Source organism: Undibacterium sp. Ji50W, from assembly GCF_049340445.1.
GTDB lineage: Bacteria > Pseudomonadota > Gammaproteobacteria > Burkholderiales > Burkholderiaceae_D > Undibacterium.
On record NZ_JBMPOX010000022.1, the window covers coordinates 86,231 to 100,616 of the forward strand.

The 14,386-nt window shown below is 52.5% G+C and carries 12 protein-coding genes and 2 tRNA genes; 3 read left to right on the top strand and 11 right to left on the bottom strand.

The features are described 5' to 3' along the window. Positions 1-80: 80 nt before the first annotated feature. A complete protein-coding gene (locus ACO0K9_RS23295) occupies positions 81-926 on the bottom strand; it encodes a hypothetical protein (RefSeq protein ID WP_422988923.1) in 846 nt (281 codons plus the stop codon). Positions 927-1,421: 495 nt separating this feature from the next. On the opposite strand from ACO0K9_RS23295, the gene ACO0K9_RS23300 reads away from it, so the two are divergent. Continuing rightward, positions 1,422-2,567 (top strand): aspartate-semialdehyde dehydrogenase, encoded by a 1,146-nt coding sequence (locus tag ACO0K9_RS23300; protein ID WP_422988925.1) that lies wholly within the window; start codon positions 1,422-1,424, stop codon positions 2,565-2,567. 77 nt (positions 2,568-2,644) lie between these two features. Beyond that, complete coding sequence (locus ACO0K9_RS23305) at positions 2,645-3,538, top strand: DMT family transporter (protein WP_422988927.1); 894 nt, start codon at positions 2,645-2,647, stop codon at positions 3,536-3,538. Position 3,539: 1 nt separating this feature from the next. Here ACO0K9_RS23305 and ACO0K9_RS23310 read toward each other — a convergent pair whose 3' ends face one another. From ACO0K9_RS23310 to ACO0K9_RS23345, 8 genes are all read right to left on the bottom strand, one after another. Further along, positions 3,540-4,079 (bottom strand): carboxymuconolactone decarboxylase family protein, encoded by a 540-nt coding sequence (locus tag ACO0K9_RS23310; RefSeq protein ID WP_422988929.1) that lies wholly within the window; start codon positions 4,077-4,079, stop codon positions 3,540-3,542. 222 nt (positions 4,080-4,301) lie between these two features. Continuing rightward, positions 4,302-6,710 (bottom strand): TonB-dependent receptor plug domain-containing protein, encoded by a 2,409-nt coding sequence (locus ACO0K9_RS23315; protein ID WP_422988931.1) that lies wholly within the window; start codon positions 6,708-6,710, stop codon positions 4,302-4,304. Positions 6,711-6,935: 225 nt separating this feature from the next. After that, positions 6,936-7,724 (bottom strand): helical backbone metal receptor, encoded by a 789-nt coding sequence (locus ACO0K9_RS23320; protein ID WP_422988949.1) that lies wholly within the window; start codon positions 7,722-7,724, stop codon positions 6,936-6,938. A gap of 22 nt (positions 7,725-7,746) precedes the next feature. Then, positions 7,747-8,526, bottom strand: coding sequence for an SDR family oxidoreductase (locus ACO0K9_RS23325; protein ID WP_422988933.1), 780 nt, complete (start codon positions 8,524-8,526; stop codon positions 7,747-7,749). Positions 8,527-8,569: 43 nt separating this feature from the next. Then, positions 8,570-9,337: a thiol:disulfide interchange protein DsbA/DsbL gene (locus tag ACO0K9_RS23330; protein WP_422988935.1), complete on the bottom strand. Its 768-nt coding sequence runs from the start codon at positions 9,335-9,337 to the stop codon at positions 8,570-8,572. Between the two features lie 18 nt (positions 9,338-9,355). Next, positions 9,356-9,997, bottom strand: a complete 642-nt coding sequence (locus tag ACO0K9_RS23335) for an SPOR domain-containing protein (protein ID WP_422988937.1) — start codon at positions 9,995-9,997, stop codon at positions 9,356-9,358. 118 nt (positions 9,998-10,115) lie between these two features. Further along, complete coding sequence (argS, locus tag ACO0K9_RS23340; RefSeq protein ID WP_422988939.1) at positions 10,116-11,828, bottom strand: arginine--tRNA ligase; 1,713 nt, start codon at positions 11,826-11,828, stop codon at positions 10,116-10,118. A gap of 152 nt (positions 11,829-11,980) precedes the next feature. Beyond that, on the bottom strand, positions 11,981-12,511 hold the full coding sequence (locus tag ACO0K9_RS23345) for a DUF6622 family protein (protein ID WP_422988941.1): 531 nt from the start codon (positions 12,509-12,511) through the stop codon (positions 11,981-11,983). Positions 12,512-12,707: 196 nt separating this feature from the next. Between ACO0K9_RS23345 and ACO0K9_RS23350 the strand changes: the two genes are divergently transcribed. Beyond that, on the top strand, positions 12,708-13,616 hold the full coding sequence (locus tag ACO0K9_RS23350; RefSeq protein WP_422988943.1) for a recombination-associated protein RdgC: 909 nt from the start codon (positions 12,708-12,710) through the stop codon (positions 13,614-13,616). A gap of 306 nt (positions 13,617-13,922) precedes the next feature. On the opposite strand, the gene ACO0K9_RS23355 is transcribed toward ACO0K9_RS23350, so the two are convergent. Both ACO0K9_RS23355 and ACO0K9_RS23360 read right to left on the bottom strand, forming a co-directional pair. Continuing rightward, positions 13,923-13,999 (bottom strand) — tRNA-Asp (locus ACO0K9_RS23355). A 32-nt stretch (positions 14,000-14,031) separates the two neighbouring features. Continuing rightward, positions 14,032-14,107, bottom strand: a tRNA-Val gene (locus ACO0K9_RS23360). Between the last annotated feature and the right edge of the window lie 279 nt (positions 14,108-14,386).

Genomic DNA, 14,386 nt, shown 5'->3' on the forward strand with positions numbered 1-14,386 from the left:
ATAATAGCAAATGAGATGGCAAGAGGTGCTTGCACCATCATCTGCACAAGCACCTCGTCAATTCAGTCACTTCAGTCACATCAGGCAGTAAGCTTGCTGGCAGCAGAAGCCAGGGTATACGGGTCAGTCGCTGCCGCGGCATTTGGCCCCTGGTAGCCAGCGAAAGCGGCGTAAGGTGAAGCCAGCAAAGTCTGTTTGCGCATTTCCATATTCTTCTGGTTCCAGACAGCATTGTCAGCGCCCAGTTTTTCGTAGGTAGTCTCGTAGGCTTGTATCTGCACTTTCCATGCTGCCGAACCATAAGCTGCAGTAGGTAAGGCCACCGACAGTGGTGAATCAGGTCGTGGGTCCGGGTTGAATACCAGGTCGGACGCCAGCAAGTTAGGGCCACCACCTGGATTGCTTGCTTCCACAAAGGCGGAAGGATTAGCCGGATCGTACACGCGGTACGGCGCATGCGTGGTATTGATGGCGGCGACGGTGGTGGCGACCGGTGCCGCCGCTGGCGGCGTTGCTGCAGTTGCCGTGGCCGACGCCGATGCCGCACTGGTGGCAGCGGTGGTAGTGGTAGTTGCGGCTGTAGTGCTGGCCGCAGCGGTCGAGCTGGCAGCCACGCTGCTGACGGCATCACTGGTCGTTGATGCGGCCGGTGCCGGCGTAATCTTGTTTTGCAATTGCTGCTGCAAGGCCGCCAGCGTTGCCTGTATCTGGCCCGCCAGGTCAGAAGCCGTGCCATTACTGTCGCCAGACACTGCTTCTTTCAGCGTCGATACGACCGTGTCTTTGGTCTCTGGTTTGACAGCCGCCTGAAAAGCCGCCTTGAATTTGTCGACGCTGTTTTCTGCATCACTGATTTTGGATTTCCACTTGTTTTGCAGTTCCTGCACATCACCGAAAAACGCTTTTAAACTCGTAAGATCATTCATATACCCCCCTTGGGATTCCAGTCTGAGCACAGCGGTTTCGCTGTTTTTCTCTTCCAATTACCACGAGCTTAAAAATAACAAAGAAAACTGTCACAGGATGCGTATAAAAGAGGCAGATCTCACCCTCAATTCACGCTTTTAAACGGGGCCGGCATGGGCTGCATCTTCATTTTTGTATGTTTGATGCACGTTTAATACATGTTTGATACGCAACAGGAATGAAAACAGGCGCTTCAATACTGATTTAAACCCAGCAATTCATCAAAAATGTAGTTTAAATACAAAAAAAGATAAAGCAGGCGGCTTGATCCATGCGATCAGGTCTGATACCATCAATTCATGAAAAGCGCATTGACATTGACATCCACGTTGAGCATTACCACCACCATCACATCTATGGTGGGTTAGCGCTTTTTCATTTTTCTGCAACCCGCCTACGAGGCGGGTTCATATTGATTGATGCCTGTCTCCTGGTCAAAATTTAAGGAGATTTACATGGCATCCCATTCTGGCAATCAGGCTTATCAACATTCCGCTGGCGCTCCGCCACGACAGACAGATTCTGCATCGTCCTTCCAACACTACGCGAATGGCATACATGTGGGCATAGTCGGGGCAACAGGCCTGGTGGGTGAATTTATGCTTGGCCTGCTTGAAGAACGCAATTTTCCGGTGAACTCGCTGCGTTTGTTTGCGTCTGCGCGTTCTGCCGGAAAATTTCTGGTCTGGAAAGATACCCGGATCATCGTCGAAGATGCGGCGACGGCTGACTACACCGGCCTGGATGTGGTGTTTTTCTCGGCTGGGGGAGAAACCGCATTGCGCCTGGCACCAGTGGTCGCTGCTGCAGGTGCCATCGTGATCGACAATTCGTCAGCATGGCGCATGGACCCTGCGGTGCCGTTGGTGGTTGCAGAAGTCAATCCCCATGATCTCGAAAAAATCCCCAAGGGCATCATCGCGAATCCAAACTGTACCACCATGGCGGCGATGCCTGTGCTGAAACCACTGCATGATAGGGCCGGCTTGCGGCGTTTGATTGTCAGCACTTATCAAGCCGTTTCGGGCGGGGGTGTGGCCGGGGTGGAGGAGTTGGCTAGCCAAATACAAAAAGCAAGTGATGACTGCACCAGGCTGGTCAAGGATGGTGCTGGCATAGACTTCCCCGCGCCAAAGAAATGGCTGGTTCCGATTGCATTTAATGTCGTCCCCTACAACTATCAGCTTGTCGAAGATGGTTACACCGAAGAAGAGATCAAGCTCCGTAATGAAAGTCGCAAGATTCTTGGCATTCCAGAATTGAATGTGTCTTGCACCTGTGTGCGTGTGCCGGTATTCACCGGGCACTCACTTTCCATCAATGCCGAATTTGAGAAGGATATCTCTGCAGATTCGGCGCTTGAGTTATTGCACAGCGCTCCTGGTGTAGTCGTCACTGAAGTGCCCAATCCTTTGATGGCAACTGGGCGCGATCCTGTATTCGTGGGGCGGGTACGGCACGACCCCACGGTAAAGCATGGCCTCGCCCTGTTCGTCAGCGCAGACAACCTGCGCAAGGGCGCGGCTCTGAATGCTATCCAGATTGCAGAAATTCTCTATGAACAAGGTGTACACAGTGTTCACAAAGTAAAGCTTAATTAGACCGCTGAAAGGCAGTTGAAAAACCAGAGGCATACTTTTGGTGTAGGCTAGCAAGCTTTTGCACAAGTTACACTATCGTGAACAAAGCTCCCGTCACCACTTATCTGAAACTCGTTTGTGTTGCCCTGTTCTGGGGCGGCACTTTCATTGCCGGGCGTCTGGTCGCCAAAGAGATTCCGCACATGATTGCGGCCTTCATCCGGTTTGCCGTGGCTAGCATCCTGTTGCTGCTGCTGGCGTGGCGACTGGAAGGTGGCTTGCCGAAACTGACGCGGCAACAGATGCATGCCACGTTTTCCCTTGGCGCTACCGGTATTTTTTTGTATAACCTGTGCTTTTTTGCCGCGCTGGAGCGCATGCCAGCTGGTCGCACGGCGCTGTTTGTAGCCCTGAACCCTATCGTCACCGCACTGGCACTGGCCTTGCTGTTTGGGGAAAGACTGAGCAAGATACGTTGGCTGGGTATCCTGATTGCCTTTGCCGGTGCGGCTGTGGTGATCACCCGTGGTGATTTGCTGGGGGCCGCACATGATTTGTCGCAATCCGTCGGTAAGGGTGAGCTCTTCATGCTGACGGCGATTTGTGGCTGGGCAGCCTACACCATCATAGGCAGGCATGCGCTGAAAGGACTGTCGCCGATTGCTGCCACCACCTATGCCTCACTGTGGGGCTTGTTGCTGCTGGGCATAGGCGCAGTGCTGGAAATTCCACGTTTTGAGCCATCTCACATGAGCCTGCAAGTCATCGCCGCGCTGGTATATCTGGGTGCTTTTGGTACAGTCATCGGCTTCGTCTGGTATTACGAAGGCGTCAAAAGCATAGGGCCAGCCCGTACTGCAGTCTTCAATAACCTGGTGCCCGTATTCGGTATCAGTCTGGGGGCACTGATCCTGGGTGAACCCATACTGATATCCATGATCATAGGCGGCCTGCTGGTCATCGCCGGGGTGACGCTGACCAACAAGACCTGAATTAACGCGGATTCACTTTTGGAAAATCCACGTCAGTGCGGGCGACGTTATTGACATAGTTGGTCAAGACATTCAATGCCACATTCAAGACGATCTCTATGACAGCAGCGTCATCAAACCCGGCAGCACGCAAACTGCTCAATTCTGCGTCGCTGACACGACCGCGCTGTTCTGCAACTTGACGGGCAAATTGCAGCGCAGCATTGGTTTTTGCGTCTGTCGCATGAGCGCTGCGTGCCGCATCGATATCTGCATCGCTGAGTTTTGCCAGATTTTTACACAGATAAGCGTGGGCTGCCAGGCAATAATCGCAGCCATTGTATTCAGCAATGGTCAGGGCAATACGTTCACGCATTTGTGCATTCAGGCTACCTTTGGTCAAGGCACCGCTCAGTGACAGATATGCTTCAAGGGCGGCCGGGCTATTGCCTACCAGCTTCATCAGGTTAGGCACCATACCCAATTGCTGATTCACTGCAGCCAACAAAGGCTGGGAGGCGGCTGGTGATTGTTCTACGGTAGGGATAGCAAGACGGGACATAAGGGACTCCATTCAAATCGGGTTTAAGGGATTCGCGCTTTGTTCCTGCGCCGCGAATGGTGTAACTTTGCCTTATTCCGATAAAGAAAAGAATACTCGGTTTTATTAATTCATTATTCCATATATTGGAATTATAGATTTTAAAAAAGGCCTGGTATGCACTGATAGGCATCCAGGCCGGTTTTTACAGCGCAGGAGCCGCAGCCCCTGCTGCACTACAGATTAAAACTTCTTCCACAGCTTGATGAAATAAGACGCGCCACCCAGACCAAACTGCACGCTGTCATAGTAAAAACCATTGTCGGTTTCGTTCGGGTCCTGGCGTGTAGGTTTGACATTGAACACATTATTGCCACCGACAGTCAGTTTGGTGGTGTCATTGAAGGCATAGGTCAGGGACAGGTCAGCCGACGTTTTCGGTTCATAGTAGGCATTTGGAACACCAGCAGCCGTGCCCGAGAAGGTGCCCAGGGTTTGTGAACCGTAATGGATGACTTTGAACTCGCTTGCCCATGGACCCTGGTCATAATTGAAGGCGAGTGTGGCTTTCATCCTTGGACCACCCTGCTCGATGAACAGACGTTCACGTTCAGACAGCAAGACATCTTCATAGCCGCGCAGGGATGGTGGTGCCTGTACCTTGGTGACTTCTGTCTTGCTGTAATTCAAACCCAGATAAGTCGACAGCCTGCCACTACCCAAGCTGGTTTTATGTGATGCCGTCAGATCCAGGCCCTGAGTCTTGGTGTTGACGGAATTCACGAAAAACTGTGCCTGCCCCACACCCAGCGCCGACAGCGTGGCACCCAGTGCCGGGTAATTGTCGGCATCAAAACGGCCCGACAAGACAATGCGGTCCGCAATATCAATGCGGTACAGATCCGCCGTCATCGAGAAGGCATTGCTTGGTTTGTAGGTCAGGCCAAAGGTGTAGTTCTTGGAGGTTTCGTCCTTGAGTTTGGGTATGCCAGCAGCATTGGCAATCGCACCACCATTTGGTGCCAGCACCACATCCATGGGCTTGCCGCTGATGAAGTCGGTGAAGGTGGATGAAAAATACACTTGCTGCAAGGACGGTGCACGGAAACCGGTACTCAAGGAACCGCGCATCAGCACTGCGTCGGATACCTTGTAGCTGGCCGCCAGTTTGCCGGTCAGGGTGGAACCGAAATCGCTGTAACGTTCACCCCGCATGGCAGTCTGCACTATAAAGCGATTAGTCACATCGGTTTCCACATCAACATAGGCAGCGATGCTGTTTCTGTTCTTGTCGGTACGATCACTTGGCTGGAAGCCGGGGAAGCCCTGGCTACCGGCATTGCCACCAAACCCGACACCGTCGACATCATTGTAAGAACCTGCTTCACCGGCAAAAATCTTGTAATTTTCACGGCGGTATTCGGCACCAAATGCGACGTTGACGCCATTCATGAAACCGTCGAAGAAACGGCTGAAATCAAGATTGGTGGTCGCTTGTGAAAATGAGAAGCCACCGGCATCAAACCGGGTCGGGCTGATACCCTTGCCACCGGCCAGCAAATCCTTGTTGGCGATGGAAGCATTCAGGGTATTGCTTGTGGTGTATTTGAGTTCATTGAAGCCATAGGTCTGCGACAGGTCGGCGCGCCATTCGCCGATATCCCATTTATAGCCTATGGTGCCGTAGATATCATTGATGTCGCCATTGATGTAAGGCACAAAACCATTTGGATACATGGCAGCAGAGTTGCGGGAAGGGATATCGTCAGAACCTATGCCACCGCGGGCAAAGGCGGCAGAAGACGCCTTGCGCTGTTGCGTACCCAGGGTAAAGTACAGTTTGTCACTGCCGCCGTTAGGTACTTCACCGTTCAGATAGACGGTAGGACTGGTCACCTTGGTGTCACCTATGGTACGCGGATTGCCCGGATCGGCGCGGTTGGAACGGCCACGGTCAGTATATTCAACCGTAATGCCCAACACCCCTTTTTCACCCAGGGCGATACCGCAATACGCGGATGGCAGATAGTTTTTACCATCGCCAACAGAATACTGGCTGTAACCAAAACTGGCTTCGCAACCCAGACTTTTCTTCAGGCTGATATCCATGACGCCAGCAATCGCGTCGGAACCATATTGGGCAGCAGCACCGTCACGCAAGACCTGGACATTGCTGATCGCCATCACCGGGATGGCATTCAGGTCGGTGCCGGTATTGCCGCGATTGCGGGCACCAAACAGATTCACCAGCGCGACCGTATGCCGGCGCTTGCCATTCACCAGCACCAGTGTCTGGTCAGAACCCAGGCCACGCAGGGCGGCAGAATCCACCAGATCGGCACCGTCGGCACCGGTCTGGCGGGTGGAATTGAAGGAAGGGGAAATATTCGCCAGTATCTGTGCCAGATCAAATTGACCACCCTGCTCGGCCGATTTTGAAATGGAAATAAAATCGACAGGCAAAGGGGTTTCCGTGGCGCTGGAATTGACACGACGCGAACCGATGATGGTTGCCGTCTGCATGCCAGGCTCAGTCGCTGGGGCGGCTGCGGGTGCAGCGGGTGCAGCGGTGGTTTGTGCTGCGGCCATGCCTGGTATAAATACGGCTGCGGCGCTTGCACCATACAGGGCAAGCAAAACTGCTTTTTTCATCTTAAGCACCTTAAGCATCTTACTCATAACGAACTTCTCCAAGAATTGTTAAAAACCTTTACTGGCATGCCCAGAAGTATGGTTGTCATGACAATGGAGTGTCAATCAAAGTGCTGATCAGTGTGGCATTTTTGCTTAAATGATATGTATGTATTGCGAAAAAGCTGCTAATACGCTGAATTGCATTACCTTGTTGTAGCAGCGCACGCAAGTCGATTTGATCTGTCAGGCCAGTTGTTTCAGATAATGCAGGCCGGCTATGGCGCGGCTGCCATACCAGGACAGCATTTCGCCATCGACCAGTTGCACTGGCAGGCCCAGCTGTTTTTCCAGCGCATCCACATGGGCGTCGGTAAAGCGATAGGGTTCGCTGGACAACAGCACGCCGTCAATTTCGCGCAGCATCTCATCATTCCAGCGAAAAACCGGGTAACGCGCGGTGCTGTGCGGTGGTGTCCAGGTTTGCCAGCCTATCAAAGCCAGCATGGCTGAGATATAGGTGGCAGGGCCAACCGTCATCCACGGGTCTTGCCAGATACAATACACCACCCGGCGTCTAGCAGTCTGTTCAGACCAAGCCGATAACACAGGCAGTGCCGCATACGCCTCTTCAAAACGCTGGCACAGTTGCAGCGCCCGGGTCTGTGCCGCAAAGATATTGCCCAGCAACTGATATAACGCCAGATTGTCACGCGGTGTCAGTGGATGGGTGACGACAATATGCGGCACGAATTCGGCCAGGGCATCCACCGTCGGCTTTTCGTTTTCATCGATATTGACGATCAGATGTGTGGGGGCCAGCTTGCGTATCTTGTCGATATTCACATCCTTGGTGCCGCCTATCTTGGGAATGGATGTCAGTAATTCTTTCGGATGGATGCAAAAACCGGTGCGTCCGACCAAGCTGGATGACAAGCCCAGGTCACACAGCAATTCGGTAATCGATGGCACCAGGCTGACGATACGTGGCGGCGTCGTACAGGGCGTATGGATGGTACCAATGGCATCCACCAGCAAAGCAGGCTGTTGCACGCTATCAGTCACCGGCTGCACGCGGCTTGCGGCGTGCTTTGGCAAAAACAGCGTCATACAGCCAGTTGGGCAAGATGCGCAATAGTTTGGCGACCACGCCCATTTGCCAGGGAATGATGCGGTAAGAATCAGCACGATCGATTGCGGCTACCGCTGCTTGCGAAAATGCCTGTACCGGCATCAGGAAAGGCATGGGATAGGGATTGTCGCGTGTCATTGGGGTATCGATATAACCAGGTGCAATGGTGACCACACGTATGCCGCTGTCCCGTAGTTCTACCCGCAGGGATTCACAATAGCTGATGACGGCAGCCTTGGATGCCGAGTAAGCACCCGCTCCTGGCAAGCCACGTATGCCAGCCACACTACCTATGCCGACCAGGCGACAGTCGGTCTGCCTGGCGTAATTTTTCATGGCACCGATGAATGGAGAAAATGTTGCCACCGTCGCCATCAGATTGGTTTGCAAGACACGGTCAAATACCTGGGTGTCTTCTGCATATTCACTGAGGGTGCCGACTGAGATGCCGGCATTGGCAATCACCACATTCACCTGCCCCACCGCCTGCATGAAATCTGTCGCGGCTTTCGCCAGGGCGGCATGGTCTGTCACATCCACAGCATAAATATGGTGGCGGCCCGGGTCCGGCAAACTTTGACGCAATTCTTCCAGCGCTTCGCCGCGCCTGGCGACCAAAGCCAGGGTCGCCCCTTGCTGCGCATAGGTAAGTGCCAGGGCAGCACCTATGCCGGATGATGCACCGGTAATAAAGACAGTTTTCATGGCGTCCAATGAAAAAATCCGCCAGCACGGCGGATTCTGTTATTTATTTTTTCTTGGCGGGGGCTTTTGCCGGGGCTGCTGCCACTGCTGATGCTGATGCAGGGGCAGTTGGTGCCGAAACCGCGGCGGCGGCCGGAGCATTTCTTTCTTTCTGGATTTTCGTAATCAGAAAATCCATCACCTGCAAGACTGAACGGTTTTGTTCTTCTTCCGTCACCCGTGGCATCCTGGTTACCGACATCACCGGCGAAGTGGTATAGCGACCATCAATCGCAATGAAGGGCACGCTATCTGCCTGATAAGCGTCCGCCAGCTGGGCCGCCCGGTTCAACTTGCTCTGAATGGAAAAGGAACTATAGATATCGGCAAATTTTTGCTTGTCGAGACCGGATTTGTTCACAAACTCCATGACTTCGGCATCGCTTTGCAGGCGGTTGTGGTCAATGTGGAAGGCATTGAAAGCCTTCATATGGTATTCGTCCGCCTTACCCATGGCTTCCATGGTGAAATACAGTTTTTGCTGCGGAACCAGTCCATGGAAATTCACATGGACGCGTTTGAAGACAATATTGTCACCTTGCTTTTTTACCCATTCAGCCATCAGGGGTTCCAGCGCATTGCAGTGCGGGCAAAAGTAACCGAAAAATTCGATGACTTCAATTTTCTTGCCCGTCTCAGTCGGCTGTGGGCGCTTGAGCAACTGATATTCAACACTGGCTTGTGGCATGGTGGGGGAAGCACCCGCAGTCGCCATCAGACTCATGCCGGCAAGCAGCAACACACAACGAAAAACTCGGTTCAACACTGACATCATATTTCCTTTACAGGTTTATCTCACGGTACGTACCACGGCAACATCGACACTATTCTCAGACAGGCGAGCGCGCATACGGTTCATTGTTTCTTGCTGGGCAAATGGTCCTATGCGTACGTGATACATGGTGCCGCTATCCGATGTTTTTTCTACTATGCGTGCCTCGAAACCGATCAAAGCCAGTTTGGCCCGGCTGTTTTCGGCTGCTGCCTGTTCCTTAAACGCACCAACCTGCAAAAAGTAAATATATTTTTCATCGCTGCCATCGGCTTTGGCTGCATCCGCTGCCTTGTCTGCAGCTTTTTCAGCCGCAGTTTTCACTTCTGGCTTGATGTCGGCGGGCTTGACTGGCGGTGGCACGGCGGCATCGGCAGGCTTGGCTGGTGCATTGGGGTCTTTGACAAGGTCCTTGGCGGCTTCTTTCACTGCATCCTTGTTGCCATACAAAGGCTTGTTCGGATCTTGCAGTTGCGCCAGGGGCAGGTCAGCCTTGTCCGATTTGCCACCTTTGTTGGTGAATGGCGTAGATGACTTGGTAATCACCATGGCCACCCCGACAGCGATGGCCAGACCAATGACCAATCCGACGATGATGCCAGTCAGGGTATTGCCGCGCTGGCCATGCTTCAGTACTGAGGCGTTACGATATGCTTTCATGCGTCTCCGACGTGTTTGTTAGCTTAGAGGCTATTGCAAAATTAATCTGGCGTTGTTGCGTAGTCGGGGGTGCCCAGCCATCTTAATTTTGCAACAGCCTCTTAGTATAGCTGGGTGATTACATCTTGTTGGGTGCTGAAACGCCGATCAGGGCCAGCCCGTTGCGCAATACCTGGCGTGTTGCCAGCATTAACGCCAACCTGGCCAGTTTGGTCGCTTCATCGTCCACCAGAACCCGCTCAGCATTGTAATAGCTATGCAATTCAGCTGCCAGGTCGCGCAGGTAAAACGCGATCTGGTGCGGACCAAGTTCATCCAGAGCCTTTTCCAGCGCTTCCGGATATTCTGCCAGCTTGGCCAGCAGGCTGGCTTCGCGCGGTGCTGTCAATGGTGACAGATCGACATTGGCGAGCGGCGCAAAAGCCGCTTCTTCTGTCGCATATTGCGCCAATACAGAGCAGATACGCGCATGCGCATACTGTACGTAATACACTGGGTTTTCATCCGAGCGTGCCAGGGCAACATCAACGTCAAACACAAATTCGGTATCGGCCTTGCGCGAAATCAGGAAGAAACGTACGGCATCGCGGCCACGCTGCTCATCACCGCCACCCGACCATTCGATCAGGTCACGCACGGTGACATAAGAACCAGCACGTTTGGAAATCTTGACTTCGGCACCGTCCTTCATGACGGTGACCATCTTGTGCAGGATGTAGTCAGGGTAGCCTTGCGGTATGCCGACATTCAAAGCCTGCAAGCCGCCACGCACGCGGGCGGTGGTGCCATGATGGTCACTGCCCATGATATTGATGGCCTTGCGGTAACCCCGTTCCCATTTGGTGACATGGTAAGCCACGTCCGGTACGAAGTAGGTATAGGTACCGTCCGACTTTTTCATGACGCGGTCTTTATCGTCGCCATAATCGGTGGTGCGCAACCACAGGGCACCATCCAGTTCATAGGTCTTGCCAGCAGCCGTCAGGGCAGCCACTGTCGTCTCGACCTTGTTTTCTTTGTAGAGCGAAGTCTCAAGATAATAATTATCGAATTTGACGCCAAAGGCCAGCAAATCGGCATCCTGCTCACGACGCAGGTAAGTTACGCTGAAATGGCGTATCGATTCAACATCTTCCACATCACCACTGGCCGTGACCGGCGCGCAGTCACCGGCAGAAACGGTCTGTTTCGCCAGGAAGTCTTTTGCGATATCGGCAATATAGTCACCGTTATAGGCCGACTCGGGCCAACCAGCATCACCGGGAGCAAAGCCCTTGGCGCGCGCTTGCACCGACAAGGCCAGATTAGCTATCTGTACACCTGCATCGTTATAGTAAAACTCGCGGCTGACGGCATAACCCTGGGCATGCAGCAGGGCAGCCAGAGCATCGCCCAATGCACCCTGGCGGCCATGCCCTACATGCAATGGACCTGTAGGATTGGCGGATACAAATTCCACTATTACTTTTTCACCGGCACCGCGCTGGCTTTTGCCAAAATCGGCTGCCTGCTGCAAGACAGTCTTGACGACTGCCTGTTTGGCCGACGTCGCAATGCGGACATTAATAAAGCCCGGACCAGCGATTTCCACACTGGCAACAAGAGGATGATGTTGTGCCTCTACTGCGGCGACGATAGCCTGTGCCAGCTCACGCGGGTTCTTGCGCAAGGGCTTGGCAATTTGCATGGCAATATTGCAAGCCGCATCCCCGTGGGAAGGATCGCGTGGACGTTCCAGCAAGATGGTCGGATTAAGTTCAGAACCAACCAACAGAGGTTCAACCGCATTCTGGAATAGTTTCAGTAATTCTTGTTTTTGTTCGGCTAGCATGGCACGCAATTTTTATTGTATTTTGACAATAAATAAAATAAGGACAGGGGACATTATACTGTCTACCCCTGCCCCTGTCCGAGATGCTACCGGCTAATCTTGCATCTTCTTGTTACGAATTACTACTACGCCGCCTGCTATCCGATTGCTTTTTATACTGCGGCAGAGCTGGTAAATAGGGAATTGACCGACATTGCTTGTTTGTACAGGATCAGAACACGCAGCATTTTGCCCAGGAACAAACCGTTAAACAAACCAAACAAGGCAGTGCTGATGACAGCGAACAGCATATTCGTGTGCAAAGCCGGATTCACATGCAAAGCCACATTAACGATGTATTTCATGACAAAAATAGCCATCATCATGATCAGCGGTGCCCAGCTACCACGGTAGAATACGGTGCCTTTGTCTGCCAGGATACGTACATTCTTGTCACTGACCAGACTCCAGGAAATCGCCGCACCAAGCAACATGGTAGCCAGCCATGCTGCCAGTACTACAGGATCGGCGCCGAAACCGGACCAGATACCCTGGACCGACAAAGCCAACATAATGACAGGGATGATGACGATAGCCCTGACTTTCAATTCCCTGTCCACGCTGGACTTGATGCCACGAAATGCCAGAAAACCCAGAATTGCCCATACATAGATTGGTGTGTTGCTGATGATTTGGTTCAACATGATGATCTCCTTGAGTGCGGTCAGTGTCGTTTCGGGTGTTTGTTTTGCTGCGATGGAAGAAGTATTGCAAAGCTGGTTCTGGCTGTATGCCAGAAAGCGACGAACAGTTGCTTCTTGCCGCGAAAGGGGGATTTTTGGTCGTGAGTGTGTGGACTCAGGCGTGTAGAATGCTAGGTTTTCTTCGTCTGGATACGCTATGTGGTTCAAGAATCTACAAGTTTTTCGTCTAACTGCTCCCTGGAAGATCACTGCCGAGGAGTTACACACCCAATTGTCACGCGTCGCCTTTTCACAATGTGCATCGAATGAGATGCAAAGCCAGGGCTGGGCGTCACCGCGCAATAACGATCAGCTGGTTCATTGTGTTAATCAGCAATTCCTGATTTCACTGGCAACAGAAAAAAAATTACTACCTTCCAGCGTGATTAACCAGGTGACCAAGGCGCGTGCGCTGGAAATCGAAGAAGAACAAGGCTTTGCGCCTGGCCGCAAGGCCATGAAAGACTTGAAAGAACGCATTACCGAAGAATTATTGCCGCGCGCCTTTGGCGTCAAGCGCAATACCAATGTTTGGATAGACCCGGTGAACCGCTGGCTGGTGATCGATGCCTCCAGCCCATCCAAGGCCGATGAAGTCATCAAACTCTTGCTGAAGTGCTGCGACAAACTGCCTTTGGAAGGCTTGCGTACCAAAGCTTCACCACAAGCCGCGATGACCGGCTGGCTGGCCGGCAATGAAGCCCCCAAAGGTTTCACCATAGACCAGGACACCGAACTGAAGTCGTCCACCGAAGACAAGGCCACGGTACGCTATGTCAGGTACACACTGGAACCGGACGATATACAAAAACATATCAGTGCCGGTAAACAGTGCACCAAACTGGCATTGACCTGGGATGACAAGATCAGCTTCGTCCTGACCGATACCCTGACTATCAAGCGCATCAAACCGCTGGATGTGCTGGATGAAAGCAAGGATAAGGGCAGCAATGAAGAAGAACGCTTTGATGCCGACTTTGTGCTGATGACAGCGGAACTAGCCCGCTTGCTGGATGACGTAGTGTTCGCGCTGGATGGAGAAATGGAAGGCGCGCTAGCTGCTTGATGTGCTGATAGCTTTATCCTGGAAACCCCCACTCAAGTAATTGGGTGGGGGTTTTGCTTTGCGCGCAGGATTAATGACACACCTTAACACCTCTCTGCACCGAGGCCAGAGGAAGAAAGGGCTGCTTGCAAGCAGCCTTCGTTACGCAGGCGAACGGCATGCCGTTCGACATCCCTGCTACCACAGAGTAGCACTGAGAAAATTGCACTACATGCTTAGACGGCAGATTTGAAATACAGAATTTGAAGCACAGGAAAATACGGACGAAAAAAAAGACAAGCATCGCTTGTCTTTTTTCTTTATAACTGGCGGAGCGGACGGGGCTCGAACCCGCGACCCCCGGCGTGACAGGCCGGTATTCTAACCAACTGAACTACCACTCCGAAACTACTTAACCGTTGCTGCTGTTTATCTGTGGTGGGTGCTGAGAGGCTCGAACTCCCGACCTACGCCTTGTAAGGGCGCCGCTCTACCAACTGAGCTAAGCACCCATATTCTTGCCTAGTCAGATAAACATTAATGTGTGTCACCACATCAACAGAAGCGAAATTATACTGCAGAATCTGGCTTCTTGTCTAGTCTTTTTCCTGGCTATTTCACTAAAATCTGCGAAACCACCTACAAAATCGACTATTCTCACTTAAAAGCGAAACCCCCGCTAAATTGCTCTAGCGGGGGTTTCTGGATACAAGCCTGACGATAACCTACTTTCACACTGGTTGCAGCACTATCATTGGCGCGTAATCGTTTCACGGTCCTGTTCGGGATGG

Bases quoted from the DNA above. Each gene is read 5' to 3' on its own strand.
- ACO0K9_RS23295 (WP_422988923.1), bottom strand. From the start codon at position 926: ATGAATGATCTTACGAGTTTAAAAGCGTTTTTCGGTGATGTGCAGGAA.
- ACO0K9_RS23300 (WP_422988925.1), top strand. From the start codon at position 1,422: ATGGCATCCCATTCTGGCAATCAGGCTTATCAACATTCCGCTGGCGCT.
- ACO0K9_RS23310 (WP_422988929.1), bottom strand. From the start codon at position 4,079: ATGTCCCGTCTTGCTATCCCTACCGTAGAACAATCACCAGCCGCCTCC.
- ACO0K9_RS23315 (WP_422988931.1), bottom strand. From the start codon at position 6,710: ATGAAAAAAGCAGTTTTGCTTGCCCTGTATGGTGCAAGCGCCGCAGCC.
- ACO0K9_RS23325 (WP_422988933.1), bottom strand. From the start codon at position 8,526: ATGAAAACTGTCTTTATTACCGGTGCATCATCCGGCATAGGTGCTGCC.
- ACO0K9_RS23330 (WP_422988935.1), bottom strand. From the start codon at position 9,337: ATGTCAGTGTTGAACCGAGTTTTTCGTTGTGTGTTGCTGCTTGCCGGC.
- ACO0K9_RS23335 (WP_422988937.1), bottom strand. From the start codon at position 9,997: ATGAAAGCATATCGTAACGCCTCAGTACTGAAGCATGGCCAGCGCGGC.
- argS (WP_422988939.1), bottom strand. From the start codon at position 11,828: ATGCTAGCCGAACAAAAACAAGAATTACTGAAACTATTCCAGAATGCG.
- ACO0K9_RS23345 (WP_422988941.1), bottom strand. From the start codon at position 12,511: ATGTTGAACCAAATCATCAGCAACACACCAATCTATGTATGGGCAATT.
- ACO0K9_RS23350 (WP_422988943.1), top strand. From the start codon at position 12,708: ATGTGGTTCAAGAATCTACAAGTTTTTCGTCTAACTGCTCCCTGGAAG.